The organism is Aeromonas sp. FDAARGOS 1404 (assembly GCF_019047085.1).
Taxonomy (GTDB): Bacteria; Pseudomonadota; Gammaproteobacteria; order Enterobacterales; family Aeromonadaceae; genus Aeromonas; species Aeromonas veronii.
Map to the genome: position 1 here is coordinate 608,451 of NZ_CP077237.1, position 25,860 is coordinate 634,310.

General features: G+C 57.1%; 24 protein-coding genes. 15 read left to right on the forward strand and 9 right to left on the reverse strand.

Features of this window, described 5'->3' with window-relative positions; genetic code table 11:
- Position 1 precedes the first annotated feature (1 nt).
- Complete coding sequence (nth, locus tag I6L34_RS02690) at positions 2-643, forward strand: endonuclease III (protein ID WP_064341535.1); 642 nt, start codon at positions 2-4, stop codon at positions 641-643.
- A 56-nt stretch (positions 644-699) separates the two neighbouring features.
- The gene (gloA, locus tag I6L34_RS02695) at positions 700-1,113 is read left to right on the forward strand and encodes a lactoylglutathione lyase (RefSeq protein WP_005347113.1); all 414 of its coding nucleotides are present in this window, start codon (positions 700-702) and stop codon (positions 1,111-1,113) included.
- 84 nt (positions 1,114-1,197) lie between these two features.
- On the opposite strand, the gene I6L34_RS02700 is transcribed toward gloA, so the two are convergent.
- The gene (locus tag I6L34_RS02700) at positions 1,198-2,073 is read right to left on the reverse strand and encodes an OmpA family protein (protein ID WP_005337611.1); all 876 of its coding nucleotides are present in this window, start codon (positions 2,071-2,073) and stop codon (positions 1,198-1,200) included.
- 222 nt (positions 2,074-2,295) lie between these two features.
- On the opposite strand from I6L34_RS02700, the gene I6L34_RS02705 reads away from it, so the two are divergent.
- The 6 genes from I6L34_RS02705 (at position 2,296) to I6L34_RS02730 (ending at position 7,331) form a co-directional block, all read left to right on the forward strand.
- On the forward strand, positions 2,296-3,261 hold the full coding sequence (locus I6L34_RS02705) for an autotransporter domain-containing protein (protein ID WP_216955568.1): 966 nt from the start codon (positions 2,296-2,298) through the stop codon (positions 3,259-3,261).
- Positions 3,262-3,888: 627 nt separating this feature from the next.
- Positions 3,889-4,428 (forward strand): hypothetical protein, encoded by a 540-nt coding sequence (locus I6L34_RS02710; protein ID WP_058055917.1) that lies wholly within the window; start codon positions 3,889-3,891, stop codon positions 4,426-4,428.
- Between the two features lie 87 nt (positions 4,429-4,515).
- Positions 4,516-4,899, forward strand: a complete 384-nt coding sequence (locus I6L34_RS02715) for a hypothetical protein (RefSeq protein ID WP_058055916.1) — start codon at positions 4,516-4,518, stop codon at positions 4,897-4,899.
- A 309-nt stretch (positions 4,900-5,208) separates the two neighbouring features.
- On the forward strand, positions 5,209-5,835 hold the full coding sequence (locus I6L34_RS02720; RefSeq protein WP_058055915.1) for a phospholipase D family protein: 627 nt from the start codon (positions 5,209-5,211) through the stop codon (positions 5,833-5,835).
- A gap of 69 nt (positions 5,836-5,904) precedes the next feature.
- Entirely contained in the window at positions 5,905-6,495 is a 591-nt protein-coding gene (locus I6L34_RS02725; RefSeq protein WP_058055914.1) for a hypothetical protein, read from the forward strand.
- A gap of 17 nt (positions 6,496-6,512) precedes the next feature.
- Positions 6,513-7,331, forward strand: coding sequence for an HAD family hydrolase (locus I6L34_RS02730; RefSeq protein ID WP_058055913.1), 819 nt, complete (start codon positions 6,513-6,515; stop codon positions 7,329-7,331).
- Positions 7,332-7,389: 58 nt separating this feature from the next.
- Here the strand turns inward: I6L34_RS02730 and I6L34_RS02735 are convergent, their stop codons facing one another.
- The 4 genes from I6L34_RS02735 to dapB form a co-directional block, all read right to left on the reverse strand.
- Complete coding sequence (locus I6L34_RS02735) at positions 7,390-8,541, reverse strand: DUF1615 domain-containing protein (protein WP_075115208.1); 1,152 nt, start codon at positions 8,539-8,541, stop codon at positions 7,390-7,392.
- Between the two features lie 296 nt (positions 8,542-8,837).
- Positions 8,838-12,062 (reverse strand): carbamoyl-phosphate synthase large subunit, encoded by a 3,225-nt coding sequence (gene carB, locus I6L34_RS02740; protein ID WP_005337626.1) that lies wholly within the window; start codon positions 12,060-12,062, stop codon positions 8,838-8,840.
- A 20-nt stretch (positions 12,063-12,082) separates the two neighbouring features.
- Entirely contained in the window at positions 12,083-13,219 is a 1,137-nt protein-coding gene (gene carA / locus I6L34_RS02745) for a glutamine-hydrolyzing carbamoyl-phosphate synthase small subunit (RefSeq protein WP_005337628.1), read from the reverse strand.
- A gap of 669 nt (positions 13,220-13,888) precedes the next feature.
- Positions 13,889-14,701, reverse strand: a complete 813-nt coding sequence (gene dapB, locus I6L34_RS02750) for a 4-hydroxy-tetrahydrodipicolinate reductase (protein WP_005347132.1) — start codon at positions 14,699-14,701, stop codon at positions 13,889-13,891.
- Between the two features lie 273 nt (positions 14,702-14,974).
- On the opposite strand from dapB, the gene I6L34_RS02755 reads away from it, so the two are divergent.
- From I6L34_RS02755 to serA, 5 genes are all read left to right on the forward strand, one after another.
- On the forward strand, positions 14,975-15,955 hold the full coding sequence (locus I6L34_RS02755) for an alpha/beta hydrolase (RefSeq protein ID WP_216955570.1): 981 nt from the start codon (positions 14,975-14,977) through the stop codon (positions 15,953-15,955).
- Between the two features lie 428 nt (positions 15,956-16,383).
- A complete protein-coding gene (locus I6L34_RS02760) occupies positions 16,384-17,718 on the forward strand; it encodes a Na+/H+ antiporter NhaC family protein (protein ID WP_106844006.1) in 1,335 nt (444 codons plus the stop codon).
- 210 nt (positions 17,719-17,928) lie between these two features.
- Complete coding sequence (locus tag I6L34_RS02765; RefSeq protein WP_058059524.1) at positions 17,929-18,525, forward strand: 5-formyltetrahydrofolate cyclo-ligase; 597 nt, start codon at positions 17,929-17,931, stop codon at positions 18,523-18,525.
- A 161-nt stretch (positions 18,526-18,686) separates the two neighbouring features.
- Positions 18,687-19,340, forward strand: a complete 654-nt coding sequence (gene rpiA, locus I6L34_RS02770) for a ribose-5-phosphate isomerase RpiA (RefSeq protein ID WP_005353106.1) — start codon at positions 18,687-18,689, stop codon at positions 19,338-19,340.
- Between the two features lie 324 nt (positions 19,341-19,664).
- Positions 19,665-20,897 carry a phosphoglycerate dehydrogenase gene (serA, locus tag I6L34_RS02775; RefSeq protein WP_005337639.1) on the forward strand — a complete coding sequence of 411 codons (1,233 nt, stop codon included), beginning with the start codon at positions 19,665-19,667 and terminating at the stop codon, positions 20,895-20,897.
- A gap of 83 nt (positions 20,898-20,980) precedes the next feature.
- On the opposite strand, the gene I6L34_RS02780 is transcribed toward serA, so the two are convergent.
- Positions 20,981-21,361, reverse strand: coding sequence for a diacylglycerol kinase (locus I6L34_RS02780; RefSeq protein ID WP_005337641.1), 381 nt, complete (start codon positions 21,359-21,361; stop codon positions 20,981-20,983).
- Between the two features lie 144 nt (positions 21,362-21,505).
- Here I6L34_RS02780 and I6L34_RS02785 point away from each other — a divergent pair, with 144 nt between their 5' ends.
- Entirely contained in the window at positions 21,506-22,567 is a 1,062-nt protein-coding gene (locus I6L34_RS02785; protein ID WP_103252338.1) for a 3-deoxy-7-phosphoheptulonate synthase, read from the forward strand.
- Between the two features lie 116 nt (positions 22,568-22,683).
- Here the strand turns inward: I6L34_RS02785 and I6L34_RS02790 are convergent, their stop codons facing one another.
- From I6L34_RS02790 to I6L34_RS02800, 3 genes are all read right to left on the reverse strand, one after another.
- On the reverse strand, positions 22,684-23,481 hold the full coding sequence (locus I6L34_RS02790) for an ATP-binding cassette domain-containing protein (RefSeq protein ID WP_216956858.1): 798 nt from the start codon (positions 23,479-23,481) through the stop codon (positions 22,684-22,686).
- A gap of 65 nt (positions 23,482-23,546) precedes the next feature.
- Positions 23,547-24,554: a vitamin B12 ABC transporter permease BtuC gene (gene btuC / locus I6L34_RS02795; protein WP_216955572.1), complete on the reverse strand. Its 1,008-nt coding sequence runs from the start codon at positions 24,552-24,554 to the stop codon at positions 23,547-23,549.
- Between the two features lie 96 nt (positions 24,555-24,650).
- Positions 24,651-25,382 (reverse strand): ABC transporter substrate-binding protein, encoded by a 732-nt coding sequence (locus tag I6L34_RS02800; protein WP_013723600.1) that lies wholly within the window; start codon positions 25,380-25,382, stop codon positions 24,651-24,653.
- A gap of 112 nt (positions 25,383-25,494) precedes the next feature.
- Here I6L34_RS02800 and I6L34_RS02805 point away from each other — a divergent pair, with 112 nt between their 5' ends.
- Complete coding sequence (locus I6L34_RS02805) at positions 25,495-25,851, forward strand: DMT family protein (RefSeq protein WP_005337656.1); 357 nt, start codon at positions 25,495-25,497, stop codon at positions 25,849-25,851.
- Positions 25,852-25,860: the final 9 nt, after the last annotated feature.

Genomic DNA, 25,860 nt, shown 5'->3' on the forward strand with positions numbered 1-25,860 from the left:
CATGAACAACCAGAAACGCAGAGAGATCCTCGAGCGACTGAGGGAAAACAATCCCCACCCCACCACAGAGCTCAACTTCAACTCGCCGTTCGAGCTGTTGATCGCCGTGCTGCTCTCGGCGCAGGCGACCGATGTCAGCGTCAACAAGGCGACCGACAAGCTCTATCCGGTGGCCAACACCCCGCAGGCAATGCTGGAGCTCGGGGTGGATGGGCTCAAGGAGTACATCAAGACCATTGGCCTGTTCAACACCAAGGCCGAGAACGTCATCAAGACCTGCGCCATCTTGCTGGAGCGCCACGGCGGCGAGGTGCCGGAGAATCGCGAAGCGCTGGAAGCCCTGCCGGGTGTCGGCCGCAAGACCGCTAACGTGGTACTCAACACCGCCTTTGGCTGGCCCACCATCGCCGTCGATACCCATATCTTCCGGGTATCGAACCGCACCGGCTTTGCGGTAGGCAAGAACGTGGATCAGGTGGAGGAGAAGCTGCTCAAGGTAGTGCCCGCCGAGTTCAAGCTGGATGTCCACCACTGGCTCATCCTGCACGGGCGTTACACCTGTCTGGCTCGCAAGCCCCGTTGTGGTTCCTGTATCATCGAGGACCTCTGCGAGTACAAAGAGAAGGTCTATCCCGACAGCTGATAGCCTCGCAACCGAGATTGAAAGCAGTACACATCACCAACCCGGAGAACTGAGCAATGAGAATTCTGCATACCATGCTGCGTGTCGGCGATCTGCAACGCTCCATCGACTTCTACACCCGCGTCCTTGGCATGAAGCTGCTGCGCAAGAGCGAGAACAGCGAGTACAAGTACACCCTGGCCTTCGTCGGCTACGGTGACGAGAAGGATGAAGCGGTGATCGAGCTGACCTACAACTGGGGGGTGAGCGAGTACGAACTGGGCTCCGCCTACGGCCATATCGCGCTGGAAGCGGACGACATCTACGCCACCTGCGACGCACTGCGCGCCGCCGGTGCCAAGATCACCCGCGAACCGGGCCCGGTCAAGGGCGGTACCACCGTGATCGCCTTCGTCGAAGATCCGGACGGTTACAAGATTGAACTGATTGCCAAGAAAGATGCCGGTACTGGCCTCGGTGACAGCTTCTAAGCAGCCCTAATCCCGCTGCCGAATGGCAGGATCAAAAAAGAGCGCAGATGCGCTCTTTTTTATATCCGGCTGCCGGGGACGGCGCTAGATCTCGCCATTGCGCCCCATGCTGATCACCACCCGCCGGTTCTTGGCACGACCCTGCTCCGTTTCGTTGGAGGCAACGTGCTGCTTCTCGCCATGCCCCTCCACCGAGATCTTGCCGGGATCGATCCCCAGATCGACAAACACTTTCTTGATGGCATCGGCCCGCTTCTCGGAGAGTTTCAGGTTCGGCCAGCGGCCGCCGTAGCTGTCGCTGTAGGCGTCGATCACCACCACGTCGATGCTCTTGTCCGCCTTGATAAACTCGCTGATCATCGCCAGCCGCCGCTTGGAGGGGATGGAGAGCTGATCGCTGTTCTTGTCATAGGTGAGCACGCTAAAGGCGATGTCGTTGAAGCTGTAGGGCAAGAGCCCGCTCAGGCAGTCGATAAAGGCCTGATATTTGACCCGAAAGTTGACAGACGAAAGCGATACTCGCACCGCACGGTTTTGGCGATACCAGTCCCGATACTGGAAAGTGGGCATTCGTCCCCCCTCCAGCTCATCGAGCATGGTCCAGGCGGTTTGCCCCTCCACCAGCCCATCGAACTGCTGATAGAAGCGCAGTTGACTCACTTCTCGCCCGGCTATCCCCGGGCGCCATACCGGCGGCATGATGCCAAGGCTCACCGTCTGGGTCTGGGCCTGCGGCCGCTTGCCCTTGAGCTCGAAGTCGAGGTTGATCTTGCGACCGGCACGACTGACAAAAGCCCCCGTTCCCCAGTTGGGAATAGGATGCTCGAGGCGACACTCAATCTGGGTATCGGAGGTCAAACGCCAGACGGATTGATCCAGACCGGCACCAAATTCGGTGACCCCAGCCTGTAACTGCATACTCACGGATATGCTAACCAACCCCAACACCCAAGCGTTCAATTGCTTGTCCTCCACACGATCTCACAAGAGATATCGGCGGCAAGAGGCCAAGCTTTAGCGACAAACTGCAAAGGCGTGCCGTTGGTGTGGCAAAGGCTTGCCCCCAGCGGCAACCGACCGCAAGCGGCGCTTATTCCCCCCTCTTAGCTCCGTGCCAACCGGCAGGAAGCTCGCTACAGTAAAACCAGGGCAACCAGACGCCGCTTATCGGGAACCACACTCATGCACAGCTCTTGCTCCTCTTTATTGCAGATGTTGTTGCCAATGCTGCTGGCGCTATCCGGCGGCGCCGTCAAAGCCGCAACACAGGATCAGGAGTGGGCACAGGAGCGCGCCAATGCGGTGCTCTCGCTGATGACTTTCACCGTGGTGCCCGACATCACCGCCAGCAACCTCGATATCGGCAGCGGCACCAATCAATCTGCCGCCCTCAACATGACCCAGATCGGTGGCGGCGCCACCATGAGCGAAGCCGTGCCCATCTATCTGGAAGGGGCGATCGGCTTTAGCCGCTACGATCCCCAGTTTGTGGTGAGCAACGGCACCGAGAGCCGCACCCTCCCGACCAAATGGAACAGCCTGACAGCTTCAGGCGGGATCGGCTGGGATATCGCCCTCCATGAAGACCCGCGCGGTGGCCACTGGGTACTTCGCCCCATCGCCAACGTCTCGCTCGGTACCATGGCCAGCGATCTGCGGATCGGCAACTGGCTGCTGGAGCGCACCAAGGGCTACTCGCTGGATTTTCTCGATGGTGGGCAGCTCAATATGTACGGACTGGGAGGCTCGCTGATGCTCGACTACGAGCTCTTTTCAAAGGTGCAGGATATCGATATCGAAGTGCGCTACTCCTACCAACACCTGCAAAGCTTTGGCGGTACCTCGACCAGCGTCCGTGGTCACGCCGAGGCGGAGAACCTCGGTCTCTATCTGCGCCGCCGGGCCCCGCTGTTCCACTGGACCCTGCTCGACAGACCGGTGCGCTATGTACTGGAGGGGGCCCATACCGCATATCTGGGGGAACAGCGGGGGTTGCTTGGCTTTGACTCCCTCAACTCCATCGGCGCCGGTCTGGAGCTGGACAGCAGCAAATACGACATCATAGTCACCCGTACCCGGCTGGTTGCCCGCTATATGTTCAGCCACAACACCAGCGGTTATTCCATCGGGTTGGCCATGAGTTTCTAAGTCGTTATATTTTCCTGCCAAGAGTGGGCAATCCTCAGGGAAAGCACAGTAACACTCCAGATAATTATGCCCGTATTGATGGAGGATTTATTGATCTGCCCCCTTTCATATTTCTCACGATCCAGTCATATCAGGTAAAAATACATTCCTACTGGCAGGCCCATTTTGCCACCCTCACACACCGAATATTGGAGTTTTTTGTCTGTGTATTTACGGCGCGCAATGGCTGATTGGCCCTGTGATGTCGCCAGCCTGTGCCATCAGGCAACAGAGGAAATACTCTACTCCCGGCATTGCAGCCCTATGGCCAACTTTATCGATGCCCATAAGGAACCAGCCAGGAGGTCCCCCATCTTTTACCTGGTGACTTGAACAGCACCTAACCAATTGTTTTAAATGATTTATAGTTTTTCATATTTTATGAATCCAATTAATCCTGTTTTATTTTACTTACATCACCCTACTGCTAAATTTGGCGTCATCCCGGCAGGACGAGGCGCACTGAAACGACTGACTGCGGGCTACCGATAACAGGTGTGCAATGAGCACAGAAATAACGTTCAGGCATAGCAACCGTTATTTTGACGACATCACACTTGCGGATCCTTGTTGATTTGAGGTTATCTGATGAAAAAAACGCTGCTTGCTCTCTCTGTATTGGTCATGACCGGAACCGCATATGCAGGGGTGCCTGATTTATCCGCCAGTTGTCCTGGACATATTAATCTTCGCATCGAAGATGGCACGGCTTATATCAATAACCAGCAAGTTCCGCTTAAAAAAGTGAATTCAAATTTCTACGAGGCGAGCAAGGGGCGTACCACCCTCTCCATGGTGAAAAATGGCGACTGGGGCATCACCTATTTTGTCAAAAATGGCGACAGCGGCGCCTGCCAGCTCAATGACGATGAGAACAATGACGACGGCGATGATGAGAGCGCCAGCAGCATTGCCTACAACGGTAGCACTGCGCAAACCAAGGTTGCCGAGAACGCCTGCATGAACGTCGTCGCCAGAAAAGCAGGCGTCAGCCGCAGCAAACTGACCCTCGACTATGTGGCCGACTCCCAGGCGGGGATGATGATTGATATCAAAGGGCCCCATGACCGGCTCTGGCACTGCCTCACCGACGCCCGCGGCCACATTTCTGGCATCAATCGGGACTGACTTCGAGCCACGGCTCAACGGGGCCCACACCGCCCGTGGGGGCTCCACCCCTTATCCATTGCAATTATTTGATACAGGTAAATGAAGATGAAATCCAAACAGACTCTGCTCAATGTCGCCCTCGGTTGCCTGCTGGCGGTCGGTATCTCCGGCTGTGCCGTGGCCAAAACCCATCACGGCCACAAGACCCATGCCCAAGCGCACGCTCAGGAAGGGGCCGTGCAGTATGGCGACGAGAGCCCGTGGGCTGGCAACTATAAAGCCGTCACTGACGATGGCCGCACTGTGGCCGAAATTCACGTCGATACCACAGGGGAGACCTATATCGATGGCAATCAGGTCAAACCAAATCACAGCGGCAGCGACTACCTGAAATTCAAGCAGGAGACCATCACTTACACCCTACGCAAAAGCGGCGCCAGCTGGAAAGACAGTGATGCTGGCACCAGCGGCCGCATCCTGTTCGATTGATAATCCGACACAGGCCTTGCCAGACACCAAGCCCCGCCAAGGGGCTTTTTTGCACCTGCGATTTAGCATCAACCACAGCCCGCCCCGAAACATCCAGCCTTGCCACAGAGTTAGTGCAATCTATCACATATTCCTGTTGATGAAATTGTTAGGATGGTTCAGTTCGGCGCCCAATTATCCGCATGAAACCATGATGTCGATTCCAGCCGCACTGGCTGGGTGATCACGCCGCCCGGCATGGAGATGGCCTGCCAAGCGCCGCCAAGTATTTGCGCCACCAGTTACACCACAGGGATAGAGATTTTTGCCATGGCCAAGTTTTTGAATACCAGCGCAACCAACTATTTTCTTGAAGAACTTATCAAAGATGCCAAAGAACGTCTGATCCTGATCAGCCCCTTCCTCAAGCTCAACGACAGGATCAAGGAGCTGCTCACCGACAAAAATCGCCTCAAGATCGATGTGCGGATCGTCTATGGCAAAAGCGAGCTTCAACCGGAAGAGATCAGCTGGCTCAAAGAGCTCACCTATATCCGCACCAGCTTTTGCAAAAACCTCCATGCCAAGTGCTATCTCAATGAAGAGATGTGCATTGTCACCAGCCTCAATCTCTACGAGTTCAGTCAGGTCAATAACAACGAGATGGGGGTATTGATCCAGCGCTCGGAAGATCATGACCTTTACCGTGATGCCTATGATGAGGCCCAACGGATTATCCGGGTTAGCGAAGAGGTTCGCATCACGTTGGAGCGCGTCGCAAGCGACAGTGACGAGCATGATACCTCGACCGCCAATACAGCTCCGGCACCAGCTTGTCCCAAATGCGGTACCCCTATGGTATTGCGTATCAGCAAGCGGGGGGACACCAAGGGCAATAGCTTCTGGGGCTGTCCCGGCTATCCACAATGCCGCAGCTTGCTCCCTATTGAGAACTAAGCATCGAATTAAAAATCACTTGATTCTGAACAGATCACTAAATTCATAAATTTAAAATAAGGATGTTGTATGCCAGAGTTAGCTATCTCAGATTTCACTAATATCGCTGTTGCAACGGGCTCACCTAAAAACACAAAACTTAGACAGATCGCTCTTAGAGGTGACTACGCACACTATAAAGATTATTACTTGCAACTTAGAACAGCTATAAAGTCACTTTTTAGCCAAAAGAGACACGTTTCATACCTGATTGACATATCACGAAGGCAAAAGGACTTTAGTAAAAAAATAAAATTTGAACGCCTCGCTCAAAATTTTATTCAATGGCAGTCAGGTAAGAAAATTGATGTTTATGCATCATTGCGCGAGTCCTTCGTTTTTAATAGTACAACTATTCATTGTAACCCCGAGCTAAGCGCATTAATAAATGGGGTTAGAACTCATGTAAAGCTCCATTTCACCGAGACACAGAGAATGACAAAGGAGCGAGCGGACTACATCTGCTATTTAATGCATGAAGCAATTCAAGAGGTTGGTGCGGAATATATCGTTCTTGATTTACATTCAGGCCAAGAGTTCAGACTTACCTCTAACAGAGACAGAATGGAGGAAAAAGTGTGTCAGGAAATATTATGGATTGAGCAGAACTGGCCGATTTAACTCTTCGAGGATTATTCATGAAATGTGCACTGATCTATGATTTTGATGGAACCTTGGCTGAAGGTGATTGCGCCCAGCATGGGGTTATGCCCGAATTAGAGATAACAGATATTCCTGAATTTTGGGCCAGTGTTAAGCGTAGAGCAAAGGACGATGACGGCGATGAAATTTTAACCTATCTTGGCATGCTGGCAGAAAGGGCTCGCATGCTTAAATCTGATGTCCTTAGTACAGAAAAACTAATGATGCATGGACAATCTATCCCCCTATTCAGTGGCGTCGAGTCATGGTTTGACAGAATTGACAGGTTTGCAGAAAGTATTGACCTAGAATTAGAGCATTACATTATATCAAGCGGTCTTGATGCAATGATCAGAGGTACTTGCATTGGAAATAAATTTCGTGACATTTACGCTTGCAAGTATCACTACTCAGATGATAAGTATTACGCAACATGGCCAGCTCAAGCAATAAACTATACAACAAAGACCCAGTTTCTATTTAGAATAAACAAAGGGATACATAATTCTTGGGATAATGGAGAGGTAAACAAATTTATTGAACTTCAAGATAGAGATATCCCCTTCCAGAGGATGATATATCTTGGTGATGGTGATACAGACATTCCATCCATGAAGATGGTCAGCTATCAAGGTGGTAGATCTATAGCAGTCTTTGATAACAAAAAATGGCCTTTGAAATCAACTCAAGACAAAGTTGAAAAACTCATTTCTGAAGAGAGAGCTGATTATGTTGTTCCTGCTCTGTATGATGAAGGTAGTCACCTAGATATTACTGTGAAAGGCTTGTTGAGGCTATTTAAAAGAAAGGGATAACTCTTAAATTATGTATTGATATAAATATGGGCGGCCAATTGGCCGCCCTTGATGCTTCTTACCGAATCGTCGCCATCTGCCGCACACATCGCTGCTCTCTGTCATCCACCCGCTTGGCAAACCAGGCGGTGGTGAGGTTGCGGGTGATTTTTGGGCTCTTTAGCTGTATGCCGGGCAGGATGGCGCGGGGCAGTCGCTTGCCCGCTTTCTTGTCGGCCAGGGTAAAGATGCGATGGTAGAGGTCGGTCTCGGCAAATTCGGCGGTATCCCCTTTGCGCAGGCTCTGGTGGATCGCCTGTTTGCTCATATTGACCCGGTTGGCGAGGGTGTAGACGGCAAGCTCGGTATTGCCCGGCAAATCCGAGTCATAGCGGATCAGATCCCCGTCCAGCGCCAGAGTTTTGCCACTCAGGCGGCTGACGGCGGCCTGAAAAGCGGCATTGCGGCTGGCGTACCAGCCGGCGTTGAAGTCGGCAAAGCGGTAGAGGGTATCCGGGTAGTCGACGGGATAACCGAAGATATGCTTGGTGCCAAACCAGATGCCGCCGCGACGGGTAAAGACTTCGTGGCGGATGGAATCCTTGATTGGATAGGGGTAGCCACGGGCGTTGGCCTCCGCAAAGGCGATGCTCACCTGCATCGGGCCACCGGTATGCACCGGGTTGAGGTTGCCAAACAGCGTCTTGCCCATCGGCAGCATGCTGATCATGTCTTCGAAGATTTCACTCATCTCCCGCTCGGTACGCAACTTGTCGATCCGCTCGGCGTAGCTCTTGCCGGTGGGCGAGTTGATGGAGAGCGCGGCCCGCACCATAAATTCGGGGATCAGCAGCTTGGCTGCCCGTGAGTTGATCTCTTTCCAGGCGATCTTGCCAAGGCCCGGCACCACGGGGTCGGCCTGATAAGTGGCTTCCTGCTCCGCCACCGCCAGCACGCTACAGACATTGTGATCATTGACCGTCACCCCCTGGGTGGTGAGCGCCGTCACCACGTCGTTGGCCCACCCCTGTTTGTCCGGCACCTGACGGGGCAAGAAGCGCACGATGCGGCTCTTCATATCCGCCGGTTTGCGCGGCTGCATGGCAGGCGGCGTTTTGGGGTTGCTCACGCTCGCCTCTTTGGCAGGCGCGGAGGCGGGATCACTGGCACAACCGGCCAGCAACAAGGCAGAGCAGAAGGCAAGAAGACGACAGGAAGGCAAAGCGGTCATAAGCATGTCCATTTTTTGTTGGCCCTACAGGCAGCGCCGCTGGCACTGCACTGACAAGCAAAGTGGGGCCATTGTAGAGGATTGCCTGCTGCAGTTGAAACTTGTGCTCGCAGCATCCCCTTCCCTTGCCAGCATTTACCACCCCACGCGCCATCCGTTGTCTGCGATGCGGAAGTCATGACCTTCCTCAATGGCTCACCCGAGCCGAACGGTGAGCGTCAGATAAAAAGAAACCCCCGCCATCGCTGGCGGGGGTTGGTCGTCTGGCAAGTCGGGCTGATGCCCGCTGCAAACGCTTAGCGGTTTTTCACCTTCTGGTGCAGCTCCTGCACCGAGTTGACGTTGGCAGTGGCATCCACGCTGATGGCCATGCAGGTGGCAAACGCCTCGTTCATGGTGGTGGTATACGCCACCTTGTTCTGCAAAGCGGCGCGACGCAGCTGCTTGGAGTCCTGGATCGCCACCCGCCCTTCGGCGGTGTTGACGATGTAGGTGTACTCGCCATTCTTGATGCGGTCGAGAATGTGCGGGCGACCTTCATGCACCTTGTTGACCAGGCGCGGGTTGATGCTCGCTTCACCCAGTGCGACTGCGGTGCCGTGAGTTGCATCCAGCTCGTAGCCCAGCTCCAGCAGCTTGGCAGCCAAGTCGACCACCTGCGCCTTGTCGCTGTGACGCACTGACAAGAGGGCTCGACCCTCTTTCGGTACGGCGTGGTTGGCACCCAGCTGCGCCTTGGCATAGGCCTCGGCAAAGCTGCTGCCCACCCCCATAACCTCACCGGTAGAGCGCATCTCTGGCCCCAGCAGCGGGTCAACTCCCGGGAACTTGGCGAACGGCAGTACCACCTCTTTCACCGAGTAGTAGGGTGGGATGATCTCTTTGGTGAAGCCCTGTTCTTGCAGCGACTGACCGGCCATCACACGGGCGGCAATCTTGGCCAGCGGGGCGCCGGTCGCCTTGGAGACAAACGGCACGGTACGGGCGGCACGCGGGTTCACTTCGATGAGATAGATATCATCGCCCTTGACCGCGAACTGCACGTTCATCAGGCCGATAACACCGAGCTCCAGCGCCAGCTTGCGCACCTGCTCGCGGATCTCGTCCTGAATTTTCTTGGACAAGGTGTAGGGCGGCAGGGAGCAACCGGAGTCACCGGAGTGGATACCGGCCTGCTCGATGTGCTCCATGATGCCGCCGATGACCACGTCGGTGCCGTCGCAGATGGCATCCACGTCCAGCTCGGTCGCATCGTCCAGGAAGCGGTCCAGCAGTACCGGCGATTCGTTGGAGACGCTTACCGCCTCGGCAAAGTAGCGACGCAGATCCTGCTCGTCATAGACGATTTCCATGGCCCGGCCACCCAATACGTAGGAGGGGCGAACCACCAGCGGGTAGGTGATACGCTCGGCCAGCAGCACGGCCTGCTCCAGCGCGGTGACGGTGCCGTTTTCCGGCTGCTTGAGGCCGAGGCGCTCGACGGCAGACTGGAAGCGCTCGCGGTCTTCGGCGCGGTCGATGGCATCCGGGCTGGTACCGATGATCGGTACGCCGTTGGCTTCCAGTGCACGGGCCAGTTTCAGCGGGGTCTGGCCACCGTACTGAACAATCACGCCCTTGGGTTTTTCGATGCGCACGATTTCCAGCACATCTTCCAGGGTCACCGGCTCGAAGTAGAGACGATCCGAGGTGTCGTAATCGGTAGAGACGGTCTCCGGGTTGCAGTTGACCATGATGGTCTCGTAACCATCTTCGCGCAGGGCCAGCGCCGCATGCACGCAGCAGTAGTCGAACTCGATACCCTGACCGATACGGTTCGGGCCGCCGCCGATGATCATGATCTTGTCGCGGTTGCTCGGGGCCGCTTCGCACTCCTCGTCATAGCTGGAGTACATGTAGGCGGTGTTGGTGGCGAACTCGGCGGCGCAGGTATCAACCCGCTTGTAAACCGGGAAGATGTTGTGGCGGGCGCGCAGTTTGCGCACTTCCCCTTCGGCCACACCGAGGATCTTGGCCAGACGGGCATCGGCAAAGCCTTTGCGCTTGAGGGCGCGCAGGAAGTCGGCATCGAGACCGGCCATGCCGCGCTCTTTCACCTCTTCTTCCAGTTTCACCAGGTCTTCAATCTGTACCAGGAACCAGGGGTCAATCTTGGTCAGCTTGAAGATGCCATCCATGGAGAGACCGGCGCGGAATGCATCGGCGATATAGAAGATACGGTCACTACCTGCATCCTGCAGCTCGTGACGGATGCGGGTCAGGGAGTCCGGGGCATTGAGGTCAACCATGGGGTCGAAGCCGGTTTTGCCAGTTTCGAGACTGCGCAGCGCCTTGTGCAGGGACTCCTGGAAGTTGCGGCCGATGGCCATCACTTCACCGACCGACTTCATCTGGGTCGTCAGACGGTCGTTGGCACCGGCGAATTTTTCGAAGTTGAAGCGCGGCACCTTGGTGACCACGTAGTCGATGGCCGGCTCGAAGGAGGCCGGAGTGCGACCGCCGGTGATGTCGTTCATCAGCTCGTCGAGGGTGTAACCGATGGCGAGCTTGGCAGCGATCTTGGCAATGGGGAAACCGGTCGCCTTGGAGGCCAGCGCGGAGGAGCGCGACACCCGCGGGTTCATCTCGATGATGACCATGCGGCCATCTTTCGGGTTGATACCGAACTGGACGTTGGAGCCGCCGGTCTCGACGCCGATCTCGCGCAGTACCGCCATGGAGGCGTTGCGCATCAGCTGGTACTCCTTGTCGGTCAGCGTCTGGGCTGGCGCGACCGTGATGGAGTCACCGGTGTGGATACCCATGGGGTCGAAGTTTTCGATGGCGCAGACGATGATGCAGTTGTCGTTGCGATCCCGCACCACCTCCATCTCGTACTCTTTCCAGCCAATCAGCGACTCGTCGATGAGCAGCTCTTTGGTCGGCGACAAGTCCAGACCACGTTCGCAGATCTCGACGAACTCTTCGGTGTTGTAGGCGATGCCGCCACCGGAGCCACCCATGGTAAAGGAGGGACGGATGATGCAGGGGAAACCGACCATCTGCTGCACGCCCCACGCCTCTTCCATGTTGTGGGCGATACCAGCGCGCGGGCACTCGAGGCCAATGCTGCGCATTGCCTTGTCAAAGCGGGAGCGATCTTCGGCCTTGTCGATGGCGTCAGCAGTGGCGCCGATCATCTCGACACCGAACTCGGCCAGCACGCCATGCTTCTCCAGCGCCAGTGCGCAGTTGAGTGCAGTCTGGCCGCCCATGGTGGGCAGGATGGCGTCCGGGCGCTCTTTCTTGATGATTTCGCGCACCACTTCCCAGGTGATGGGCTCGATGTAGGTGGCGTCTGCCATCTCCGGGTCGGTCATGATGGTGGCCGGGTTGGAGTTGACCAGAATGACGCGGTAGCCCTCCTCGCGCAGGGCTTTGCACGCCTGGGCACCGGAGTAGTCAAATTCGCAGGCTTGGCCGATGACGATGGGGCCGGCGCCGAGGATCAGGATGCTCTGAAGGTCATTACGTTTTGGCATGAAACTCTTTCCTCTATTTCTTAGGCGCGATACTGCTTAATCAATTCAATAAAGTGGTCAAAAAGACCGGCACAGTCGTGCGGGCCCGGGCTCGCTTCGGGGTGCCCCTGGAAGCTGAAGGCCGGACGGTCGGTGCGATGGATACCTTGCAGGGAACCATCGAACAGGGAGACGTGGGTGGCGCGCAGGCAATCCGGCAGGCTGTTCTCATCTACCGCAAAGCCGTGGTTTTGAGCGGTGATCATCACTGTGTTGTCATCGAGGCTCTTCACCGGGTGGTTGGCACCGTGGTGGCCAAACTTCATCTTGACGGTCTTGGCGCCGGAGGCCAGACCCAGCAGCTGGTGACCCAGACAGATGCCGAATACCGGCGTGTTGGTATTAAGGAAAGCCTTGATGGCCTCGATGGCGTAGTCGCACGGCTCGGGGTCGCCGGGGCCGTTGGAGAGGAAGATGCCATCCGGATTCATCGCCAGTACCTCGGCAGCCGGGGTCTTGGCCGGTACCACGGTCAGGCGGCAGCCACGGTCAACCAGCATCCGCAGGATGTTGCGCTTGACGCCAAAGTCATAGGCCACTACGTGGTATTTCAGCTGGTCGGCATCCGGGGTGACATGCCCCTTGCCAAGCTGCCAGCTCCCTTCGGTCCAGTTGTACGCTTCACCAACCGTCACCTCTTTGGCCAGATCCATCCCCTTCAGACCGGGGAAGGCGCGGGCCTGCTCGAGAGCATAAGCTTCATCGACCTGTTTCCCAGCCAGAATGCAGCCAGCCTGAGCGCCTTTCTCGCGCAGGATGCGGGTCAGTTTACGGGTGTCGATGTCGGCGATGCCAACGATGTTGTGAGACTTGAGGTATTCGGAGAGGGATTGCTGATTGCGGAAATTGGAGGCAAGTATCGGAAGGTCCCGGATGATCAATCCCTGAGCATGGATCTGACTGGACTCTTCATCTTCGCTGTTGGTGCCGGTGTTGCCTATATGGGGGTAAGTGAGGGTGACTATCTGACGGGAATAAGAGGGATCGGTGAGGATTTCCTGATAGCCCGTCATCGACGTATTGAAAACCACTTCACCAACGGAACATCCCTCGGCGCCTATCGACACGCCTTTGAACACAGTTCCATCTTCCAGCACTAGCAATGCAGTGTGATTCAAGACAACCTCCAGTTATTTAGCTTTAAATTCAGCAATTTACCTGGGTGTTGCGGGCTCGGTTCCGGTCTTGAACAGGACTCGAACCCGGCAGATTTCTGGCAAATTGGGCGCATTCTACTTAAAAAAAGTGGCATTTCAACGTCTTTTCTCAGATGAAATGCATCTAAATTCAATAAAAAAGCAACATTACCCATTATCTATGCACTCAATCGCTTTGCAACCCCCTCCCACGAAAGAAAAGGAAAAACCACCATCAAAAGATGACACCAAGCCAGCAATAGCGACAAAAACAAACAAAAAAACCAATTAAAACAATGGCATTTATTTTTACACAAAAAACATTAATGACAAATTTAACGCTTTTATGATGACAAGAGTGAACATGAAAAATGGAAAACGTTTTTCTGTGTTTGAATTTTTAGTCTTTTCTTGCCGGTGTAAAAAAATGGCTTCATCAGCCATAAAGATGCTCAAATCTGTTACCTGGTGATGACATTCAGGAAGGGAAAATCTGGCGGATCACGCAATAGTGTGATTTATAAGGCATTCAGTTAAAAATTGCAGGCAGCGTGTCTTTTTACACAAACTCTGGCTAACGGACAGCAAAAACCCCGGCAAGCCGGGGTTTTTCACTGGGTAGCAGTAGTACGAAAGTGCCGCACAGAGGCATCACTTGAGATTGAGCACATCCTGCATGTCATAAAGACCGGCACCCTGCTGACCAAGCCACTTGCCCGCTCGCACAGCACCGTTGGCGAAGGTCAGGCGACTGGAGGCCTTGTGGCTGATCTCCACCCGCTCGCCGATATCGGCAAACATGACGGTGTGCTCCCCCACCAGATCGCCGGCGCGAATGGTGGCAAAGCCGATAGTGTTGCGATCCCGCTCGCCAGTGATCCCCTCGCGACCATAGACGGCGCACTCCTTGAGATCCCGGCCCAGCGTTTTGGCGACCACTTCCCCCATGGAGAGCGCAGTACCGGATGGCGCATCCACCTTGTGGCGATGGTGGCCCTCGATGATCTCGATGTCGGTGTAATCCCCCATCACCTTGGCGGCCTGCTCCAGCAGCTTGAACACCAGGTTGACCCCGACCGAGTAGTTGGAGGCGAACACGATACCGATCTGCTTGCCAGCCTCTTTCAGAGCAGCCTTGCCTGCATCGTCAAAACCGGTGGTGCCAATCACCATCTGCTTGTGGTGGGCCAGCGCAAAGGCCAGATTGGCCAGGGTCACCTCGGGGCGGGTGAAGTCGATGATGAGATCAAACTCGTCACGCACCTTGTCCAGACTGTCACTGATGGCCACACCCAGATGGCCCAGCCCATTGAGCTCACCGGCATCGAGACCTATCACCGCCGAACCCGGCCGCTCCAGTGCAGCCCCGACCACTACGCCATCGGTGTTGGTGATGGCCTCCAACAGCACCTTGCCCATACGACCATTACAGCCCATCACGGCCACACGGATCGGATTGTCCATCTCCACCCTCTCATCTCTTTTAATTATGGAAAGAGACCGTTTTACCAGCCCGCGCCGGGTTTGAAAAGCCATGATGCCACCCCTCCTTGCTGCACTCGCCAACGGCAGCGCCCGCTGGCTGGCCAAGAACTTCCTTTTGGTCACAGGCCGTTTTTCATCGTCTCACTCCATCATTTGGCAGACCGGGTGCCATCTGATAGGTTCGAACGAGTGAAATGCCAGCATAAGCAGAATCAGGGCCACGCCCGTGTCGATATCAAATGAGGTGCAAGGATGAGCGCAGGATTGCTGTTTGCTGTGGGGTTGATATCACTGACCCTGGTCATGCTGGCCGCGGCTCTGCTGTTTGGCGGGCCGAGTCCGGCACCGGCGATGGCCAGCATCAACGACCCTTTCAAGGGGTGTGGCTGGAGCAACATGCCACCTCTCTCAAGATACCCGGCGCGTGACGGCACGCAGCTGGCCTATCGGCACTATGGCGCAGAGGGCAATACGAAGAACAACAAGGTCAAGGGCAGCGTGGTACTGGTTCATGGCTCTTCTGCCAGCAGCCAGAGCATGCACAAGATGGCGAGCGCCTTTTCGCAAGCGGGATACGACGCCTACGCCCTCGATATTCGCGGCCATGGCGCATCGGGCAACAAAGGCACCATTTCCTACATCAGTCAGCTTGAAGACGATCTGGAAGATTTCATCAAGTCGGTGGCCCCCGGCAAGCCTGCAACACTCGTCGGCTTCTCGTCAGGGGGTGGCTTTGTCCTGCGTGTTGCTGGTAGTGCGCGACAAACCCTGTTCGAGAGCTATCTGCTGCTCTCCCCCTATCTCGGCCCCACCGCCGCCAACTACCGGCCCAACAGCGGTGGCTGGGTGCGTGTCGGCTTGCCTCGCCTCATCGCCCTGAGCATCCTCAACGGTTTCCATATTTCCGCACTCAACCATCTGACCGTGCTGAACTTTGCCCTTAATGATGAGGCGAAATCCCTGCTGACCCCCTCCTACTCCTTCAACCTTGCCTCGAACTTTCAGCCAGAGCGCGACTATCAGCAGAATTTGCGCAATGTGCAACACCCCTGCGCCGTGATCGCGGGTGCAAATGACGAAGCCTTTCAAACAGATCAACTTGAACCTGAGTTAAGACGTCTCGGCATCTCCTGGCCTGTCACCCTGCTGCCCGGAATTGGCCACATTCCGCTGACGCTGGAACAGGATGCTCTCGCGACAGCCGTTCAGGCGGTGGAGAAACTGACACAGTAACCACACAGCCCAGGTCTTGTGTCCACGCGTTCTGGAAATATCCGCACCATGCTCACGTAGAGATAGAGAGAGGTGCGGCTGACGTTTGGCTGCGGGAGAAATCCCCAAGATGGCATGCAGAGATCTTATCGTTTACCTCTTTCCTTATTAAAGGCACGCGATACCCGCGGACTGCGTCAGAACAGTAATGAACAATAAACAGCGCCAACTTCTTTTTCCGAATATTCTTTGGATATCTCAACAACACCAGAATCATCAAACAAAAACACCTATCCATCTGGACGTCTATCTTGACCAGGCGAGGTTGACTCACTACTGTGGGCACCCCAATGCGGCAGGATGCCCGCCCTGTTTTCCCCCTATCCCTATCCGATACAGGTACAAAGCAGTTTATGACAGGAGGTCATTGTTCAATTTCAGAGGAACACATGATCCAGACTCAACCCAGTGCCAGGGCCTTGTTGCCACTTCTGGTTTTTCTCGCACTCTTTATCGGTACCGGTACCTGGCTGACCCTGCAGGGGGTCGAATTCGCCTTCTATCAGCTGCCCGCTCCGGTTGCTGCCCTGCCTGCGGTGATGCTGGCCCTGTTGCTTGGCAAAGAGAGCTTCAACAGCAATCTGGAGACCTTCTTCAAGGGGGTCGGCCACAGCAATATCATGGCGATGTGCCTTATCTATCTGCTGGCGGGCGCCTTTGCCAGCGTGGCCAAGGCCACAGGCGGGGTTGATGCCACCGTGGCGCTGGGCCTATCGCTCATCCCTGGCTGGGCGCTGTTGCCCGGGCTGTTCCTCATCTCTGCCTTTATTGCTACCGCTATGGGCACCTCCATGGGCACCATAGGTGCCGTGGCGCCGGTCGCGCTGGGCGTGGCGCAGGCGGCCGGTATCGATCCGGTACTGATGGCAGGCACCATTCTCTCCGGCGCCATGTTTGGCGATAACCTCTCCATCATCTCCGACACCACCATAGCAGCAACCCGCAGTCAGGGGTGCGAGATGAAGGACAAGTTCCGCGAGAACTTCAAGATTGCGGCCCCTGCCGCCATCGCGGTGATCCTGCTCTATCTGACCCTGGGCTCAGTGGGGGAATCCCCGGCCAGCGGCAGCGCCATCGAGCTGTTCAAGGTGATGCCTTATCTGCTGATCCTGGGGCTGGCGCTCGCCGGAGTGAATGTGTTTGTGGTGCTGGGGATCGGTATTCTGGCCGCCGGAGTGGTGGGCATGATCAACGGCTACGCCATCGGTCAGTTCAGCAAGGATATCTATCAGGGCTTTACCGGCATGCAGGAGATCTTCCTGCTCTCCATGCTGATCGGCGGCCTCGGCGCCCTGATGGAGCGTCAAGGTGGACTGGCATGGATCAGCGAGCGCATCAGCGCCCTGATTGCCCGTTTCACTCGCGAGCACAATGGTGAACAGAACGAGAAAGCCGCCGAGCTCGGCATCGCCGGGGTGGTGAGCCTCACCAACCTATGCACCGCCAACAACACGGTGGCTATTATCGTCGCCAGCAAGGTAGCCCGGGATCTCGCCGAACACCACGGTGTCACCCCGCGCCGCGCCGCCTCCATGCTGGATATCTTCTCCTGCGTGGTACAGGGTCTGATCCCCTGGGGCGCACAGGCGCTGCTGCTGGGATCCATCTTCGCCCTGTCGCCGTTGGCGGTAGTAAGCATGAGTTTCTACCCGATGGCGCTTGCGGTAGCGGCACTCATTGCAGTGTTTGTGAAGCACCAGATGCGTGGCAAGGCTGACAAGTAACAAACCAGAGGCTGGCGCGCCGACATGCTGTCAACAGGGGCTACACCCTGGCCCTTGTTGACTCACTAACGGATCCGCCAGCATTTATCCCACCGTTCCGGGCATCAGCCGTCCGGGGCGGGAGTTCCCCTGCCCCTTAACGTCAAGAGTGAATGTGCTAAGGTAGAGCGCGTTCAAGCCATCGATGCGCAGCTATACCAGAGGTTCCCCATGCATGAGTCCCAACCCGAACGTCAATCCCTGCGCCAACTGGTTCGTCAACGCCGCAAAAATCTGAGTCCGGCCGAGCAGCAATTGGCGGCCCAACAGCTGCTGGCCCAGTTCAAGCAACACCCCGAGATCCTCGCCGCCAAACGCATTGCCCTCTATCTGGCCAATGATGGGGAGATCAATCCCTTGCCCACCATCCATTGGCTGTGGGCCCAGCACAAAGAGGTCTACCTGCCGGTGCTCCACCCCTTTACCCCGGGTCACCTGCTCTTTTTGCGCTATACCGCCACCAGCCCCATGGTACGCAACCGCTACGGCATCGAAGAGCCGGAGCTGGATATCCTGCAGGTGGTGCCCCACAGCACGCTCGATCTTATCTGCACCCCGCTGGTCGCCTTCGATGCCCAGGGTAATCGCCTTGGCATGGGGGGCGGCTACTACGATCGCACTCTCGCCATCTGGCATGAGCACAAGCTGGGGCCCAAGCCGCTCGGCATTGCCCACGACTGCCAGCAGGTGGATGCGGTCCCGCAAGAGGAGTGGGATGTGCCGCTGCCCCAGATCATCACCCCAAGCCACTGCTGGCGCTTCGAATAGGCTGTTTTTGGCAGGCAGCCCCTGCTTTGTGCGCGCAAACGCAGAATAAACAGGCAAACGATTTACAAAGTCCCTCTTTTTGCCCCGGAACGTGAGCAACAAGGTCGCGACGGGGTACCGGGTTGGATATAATGCGCCCGCTTTTTTCTTAAGGAACGATCATGACTCAAGATGAAATGAAGAAGGCGGCCGGTTGGGCTGCGCTCAAGTATGTGGTTCCCGGCACCATCGTCGGGGTGGGCACCGGCTCTACCGTCAACCACTTTATCGACGCGCTGGCGACCATGAAGGACGAGATCAAGGGGGCGGTATCCAGCTCCGTGGCCTCTACCGAGCGCCTCAAGGGCTTCGGCATCACCGTATATGATCTCAACGAGATCGACGCCCTCTCCGTCTATGTGGATGGCGCCGACGAGATCAACGCAACCCGCGACATGATCAAGGGCGGTGGCGCAGCCCTGACCCGCGAGAAGATCGTTGCCGCCGTCGCTGACAAGTTCATCTGCATCATCGACAACACCAAGACCGTCGACGTGCTGGGCCAGTTCCCGCTGCCGGTGGAAGTGATCCCGATGGCCCGCGAATACGTGGCCCGCGAAATTCGCAAACTGGGTGGCAACCCGGTGTGGCGTGAAGGCGTGGTCACCGACAACGGCAACCACATTCTGGATGTGAAAGGCATGGCCATTACCGACGCCAAGGCGCTGGAAGTACGACTGAACGCCATTGTTGGTGTGGTCACCAACGGCCTGTTCGCCGCGCGCGGCGCCGATGTTGTCCTGATCGGTACGCCGGACGGCGTGATTACCCAGTAATCCCGACACCGGTAGCACAGTGCAGCGGCATCCTCCCTCGTCCGCCAGCGCCACTCTGCCAGCCCTGACGCAACAGCGGCGTTGATTGAGCCCCGGGATGGAATATGACCCAAACATTGCACTGTGAATAAATGACGGCGCCTGATGGCGCCGTTTTTATTTATCCCTCAACAAGTTGCATACGGATGTTTACAACATTCGTTGATAACTTCAAAGAATTTGACTTTCGTCACAAATATTCCCTCTCCCAAACGTTTTTGCTACTTTACGGTTTTCTTCGCACACCAAATCTGCACTTACGTTTGCACATACAGAGGGATCGTCATGACTGCCAAGTTTTCGTTGGACAAGGATAAAATCAAGGTTCTGCTGCTGGAGGGGGTTCACCCCAACACCGTAGAGACCTTTCGTGCCGCAGGTTACACCAGTGTGGAGTATCTCAAGACCTCGCTCTCCGAAGAGGAGCTGATTGAGCAGATCCGCGACGTCCATTTCATCGGGCTGCGCTCCCGCACCCAGATCACCGAGAAAGTCCTCGACGCCGCCAACAAGCTGGTCGCCATCGGCTGCTTCTGCATCGGTACCAACCAGGTCGAGCTGGAAGCGGCCCAGATCCGCGGTATTCCGGTCTTCAACGCCCCCTTCTCCAACACCCGTTCGGTCGCCGAGCTGGTACTGGGCGAGATCCTGCTGCTGCTGCGCGGCATCCCCGAGAAGAATGCCAAGTGCCATCGCGGCGTGTGGGAAAAACTGGCCAACCGCTCGGTGGAAGCGCGCGGCAAGAAGCTTGGCATCATCGGCTACGGCCACATCGGTACCCAGCTTGGCATCATCGCCGAGAGCATCGGCATGAAAGTTTATTACTACGATATAGAGAACAAGCTCTCGCTGGGTAACGCCATTCAAGTGCCGAGCATGGTCGAGCTGCTCAATATGTCTGACGTCATCAGCCTGCACGTGCCGGAGACCGCCTCCACCAAGAACATGATCGGTGCCGAGCAACTGCGGATGATGAAGCCGGGCGCCATCTTCATCAACGCCGCCCGCGGTACTGTGGTGGATATCGATGCGCTGGCTGACGTCATCAAAAGCGGCCATATCGCCGGCGCCGCCATCGACGTCTTCCCGGTCGAGCCCAAGTCCAACGACGAAGAGTTCCAAAGCCCGCTGCGGGGGCTGGAGAACGTCATCCTGACCCCGCACATCGGTGGCACCACCCATGAAGCGCAGGAGAACATCGGGCTGGAAGTGGCCAACAAGCTGGTCAAATACTCCGACAACGGCTCCACTCTCTCCGCCGTCAACTTCCCGGAAGTGTCGCTGCCGGGCCACAAGGGCTCCAGCCGCCTGCTGCACATTCACCGCAACCAGCCGGGCGTGATGAACCAGATCAACCAGATCTTCGCCGAAGAGGGGATCAACATCGCCGGTCAATACCTGCAGACCAGCAGCCATATCGGTTACGTGGTGATCGACGTGGAGACAGAGCACAGCGAGAAGGCGCTCGCCAAGCTCAAGGAGATCAACGGCACCATCCGCGCCCGCATCCTCCACTGATAGATCCGTGTATCCAAGCTGCAAAAAGCCCGTCATGATGACGGGCTTTTTTACGTTGTGGAGCCTGATAGCTGCGTGATGGCTTACCACCACCCCAACAGGTTGCGGCCCACCAGCGCGCCCCACACCAGGGCATTGAGGGCCAGCGCGATAAAGACGGCGGCAGAGCCGAGATCCTTGGCGCGACCGGAGAGCTCATGATGCTCGGAGCCAACCCTGTCTACCACAGCTTCAATGGCGGAGTTGAGGATCTCGACGATCACCACCAGCCAACTGATGACGATAAGCAGCAGGATCTGGTTGAGAGAATCCCCCAGCCAGAAGGCAAGTGGCATCAGCAACAGGATCAGCATCAGCTCCTGCCGAAAAGCCGCCTCGTTAATCCAGGCTGACTTGAGCCCCTTCATGCTGTAACCGGTTGCGTTGATGATGCGGGTGACCCCGGTTGCCCCTGGCTTTGCCACGCTATCTACCTCATTTGGAATCGATTTTGGCCTCACATCCTATCAGAGCCCCCCAAGGTTTCAATCAGGGGACTTTTGCTTTATTTTATCTCTTTGCTTTTTCGCCCCTTGCGGCTGACACCACCCACTCGAGACTTGAGTTGTATGTCCATTCACACAGATGAATTGCGCACCCGTCGCCTGGAGTCACTGATCACTCCGAGCGAGCTTGCACACGCGTTTCCGATCACCGATACCATTGCCCAGAATCTGCTGGATGCCCGTCGCGAAGTGGAAGCCATTCTGGCCGGAGACGATCAGCGCCTGCTGGTCATTGTCGGCCCCTGCTCTATCCATGATCCCGCTGCTGCTCGCGAGTATGCCCTGCGCCTCAACGCCCTGCGCGAGCAGTATAAAGAGAGTCTCTGCATCGTGATGCGCACCTACTTCGAGAAGCCGCGCACCATCGTCGGCTGGAAAGGGCTGATCAATGACCCGCGCCTTGATGGCAGTTTCGATGTCAACGAAGGGCTGAAACTGGCGCGCAAACTGCTGGTCGACATCAACGAGATCGGCATGCCCACCGCCACCGAATTCCTCGATATGGTGACCGGCCAGTATATTGCCGACCTCATCACCTGGGGCGCTATCGGCGCTCGCACCACCGAATCCCAGGTACACCGCGAGATGGCTTCGGCCCTCTCCTGCCCGGTCGGCTTCAAGAACGGCACCGACGGCAATACCCGCATCGCCATCGATGCGGTGCGCGCCGCCCGTCACAGCCACATCTTCTATTCGCCGGACAAAGACGGCAAGATGACCATCTACCGCACCGCCGGTAACCCCTTTGGTCATGTTATCCTGCGTGGCGGCCACCGCCCCAACTACGACACCGCCAGTGTCGATGAAGCATGTGAAGCGCTGGCCGATGTGGGCCTGCCGGAGCGTCTGGTGGTCGATTTCAGCCACGGCAACAGCATGAAGGATCACCGCCGTCAGCTGCTGGTGGCGCAAGATATCTGCGATCAGTTGCGCCGCGGCCGTACCGGCATCGCCGGCATCATGGCAGAAAGCTTCCTGGTGGAAGGGCGCCAGGATGTGGAGAACGGCTGCGCCGCCACCTTTGGCCAGAGCATCACCGATGCCTGCCTGTCATGGAGCGACACCGAAACCCTGCTGGCGATGCTGGCAGAGGCGGCGCAGGTGCGCCTGAGCAAACAGGCTTGAACTGCGAATAAAACCAAAGGGGCCAGTATTTTTGATACCGGCCCCTTCTTCTTGCTGTCGGCCGATTACGCTTCGCTAATCGACCCTACATGCGCCCTCTTTCCTGTACACCCTACTTACAAACTGGGCATAAACCACACGCGCCCCGCAGCTTCGATGCGGTCGGTGCGGATCTGGAATACCTGTGCCAGCAGCGCCTCATCCACCAGCTCGACCCCCCCTTCGCGCACCACCGAGCCCTGTTGCAGGCAGAGAATGCGGTCCGCCCAGTCGATGGCCAGATTGATATCGTGGATGGCGAGCACCACCAGCAATCCCTGCCCGGCCAGGGTTTTCAGCAAACGCAATAGCGCCAGCTGGTGATGCAGGTCGAGCCCCGCCAGCGGCTCGTCCAGCAGCAGCACCTTGCCGGTCGGATTGAGGCTCGGCCACACCTGCAGCAGGGTGCGGGCAATCAGCACCCGCTGCTGCTCGCCCCCCGACAACCGGCTGAAGTCACGAGCCAGCAAAGCTTCCAGCTCCAATGCCTCGCACAATGCATTTATCGCCTCGTTCTGTCTGGCAGGTGCAACCATCTCATCGAGCCCCAGGCTCAACACCTGAAACACCGGAATATGAAACAGCTGGGGCTGACGCTGGGGCAACATGGCGCGCCGTTTGGCAAGCTCGGGCCAACTCATGTCAGTAAGCACTCCCCCCCCCAGCAGCACTGTGCCATCGGCGGGTAAAATCCCCGCCAGCGCCCCGAGCAGGGTCGACTTGCCACTGCCATTGGGGCCAAGCAGCGCCACCAGCTGGCCGCCATGCCAGCGGATATCTAGGGGAGAGAGCCGTCCGGCAATGGCGAGTGCGCGCGCCTCCAGCAGCGGCACAGCAGCACGAGAAGAAACCGGCATGGGATCAGCGGGTGACATCGGCATCTTGCCTCTACAACGGGTAAATAAGGAGACTGCGCGCCCCGACCAAATCATGCAGATATTCATGCAGCACCATCGGCAGTTTGCCTCAATAGCAGGTAGATAAAGAGCGGCGCCCCCACCGAGGCGGTGATGACGCCGATAGGTAACTCCCCCGCGCTCAGGGTGGATCGAGCAACCAGATCGGCCGCCAGCAGCAGGGCCCCGCCGCCAAGCGCCGAGGCAGGCAGCAGAAAGCGCTGATCGCTGCCACCGCAGAGCCGCAGCAGATGGGGCACCACCAACCCGACAAAACCGATGACACCACACAACGACACCGCCACACCGGTCAGCAGACAGACCGCCAGCACCAGCCGCACCCGCATCTTGTCGACATCCATCCCCATCAGGCGGGCCTGGGTCTCCCCCAACAACAACTGTTGCAGTGCCTTGCCCTGCCAGCAGAGCCAGCCCAGGGTGAGCGGCAGCACCAGCCACCACCAGGCAAACTGCTGGCTGCCGTAAGAGAGGCTGCCCATCATCCAGAACATGAATTCACGCAAGGAGCCATCATCGGCAAAGTACATCAACCAGGTCATGGCGGCATTGGTGAGAATGCCGATGGCCACCCCAAACAATAGCAAGCGGGCATGGCCGAGACGCGCCCGGCGAGCCAGCCGAATGAGCAGCATGGTCACCAGCAAGGCGCCACCAAAGGCCGCCAGCGACAGCCCCCAGCCGGGCAGATAGAGGCCGAGGGACTTGGCCACCGCCATCGCCACCATGGCAGCCAGTCCTGCTCCGCTCGAGACACCAAGCAGCCCGGGTTCGGCCACCGGGTTGTGCAGCATCACCTGCAATACGGCGCCGCCACAGGCAAGGGCTGCGCCAGCCAAGAGGGCCAGCAAGGCGCGCGGCAGGCGCAGCTCCAGCAGGATGCGCTGTTCGAGCTCGCCAAGAGGCCGCCAGGGCAGCAGCACAAACTCGCCCCAGACGAGGGAGAAGAGAAACAGCAGCAGGGTCAGCAGCGTCAGGCCACAGAGCCAGCGCCGCTGCCAGCGCTGTTGGCGGGCGATAAGGGAGAGGTACAAGGATGATCCCCGAATAACAAGGCTTCCCCCCGGCCCAGTCGCAGCGTCGGGGGGAAGCAGGAAAAGGGCATGATAACAGTGGCTTGCCACCCAAGGTCAAGGCTGGTAACGCTTGGCCATCACGCTTATCTCGCCGCTGGCCACCAGATTTTGCAGCGCCACCAGTAAGGGCTGGCGCAGCGACTGATGAGGTGAGTGCTTGCTCATCCCCAGATAGAGGGTCACCGGCGTGGCGGGGCGGTAGTCCGCCTTGCCTATCCGGCTTGCATTTCCCTGACTCAGGGCATAGTCCACCTGACAGTCGGTGCCAATCATCAGCGGCAGGTGACCGCGCTGCACCATGCGCAGCAGCTGATCTTCGGTGGGTACTCCGTGCTTGTCGAGGCGGCTGTCACTGTTGAAGGGCTCAAAGTAGGCCGAGTTGAGCACATAGCCCACCTTCACCCCCTGCAGATCGCGGTATTGGTGGATCCGGGCCACATTGACCGGCTGACCATAAAACGCGGGCCAGCACTGGTAGTAGGCAGGCTGCAGATAGTCGATAAACTGCGCCCGCTCGGCGGTATAGGCGAGGCCAATCATCAGATCGACCTGACCGGTCTGCATCTGCTTGAGCGCCCTGCCCCACGGCATCCGCCGTACCTGCAACTCAATGCCGCTCGCCTGTTGCAACCGGCGCAGGATGTCCATGTCGAGCCCCTGCAACCGGCCATCCGCTTGCAGGATGCGAAATGGCGGCCACAGATCGGTGGCCACCGTCAGCGTCGGGGTCGCTCGCACCGGCATGGCAAATAACAGTAACAACACAATCCCGCATAACTTGCCCATCCCGTCGCATACCTCGCACGGCTTATCCTGTTGGTTAAAAATACCCTCCCGCACCACGTATGAAAACCCGTGGTTCAGGGATAAAATGCGCCGGATTTTCAAGGAGAACCCTATGAACCCGATTTTCACCAGTATCGGTCTGCTGCTCTGCAGCAACGTCTTTATGACCTTCGCCTGGTACGCTCACCTCAAGAGCATGAACCATAAACCCTGGATCATTGCCGCCCTGGTGAGCTGGGGTATCGCTCTGTTCGAATACCTGCTGCAAGTGCCCGCCAACCGCATTGGCCACACCGTGATGAGCGTGGGCCAACTTAAAATCCTGCAAGAAGTGATCACACTCACCGTATTCGTCCCCTTCTCTATCTTCTATCTCAAGGAAGATCTGAAATGGGACTATCTCTGGGCAGGGCTCTGCATTCTCGGTGCGGTCTTTTTTGTCTTTCGCGAGAAACTGACCGGCGCCTGAGGCTGTACA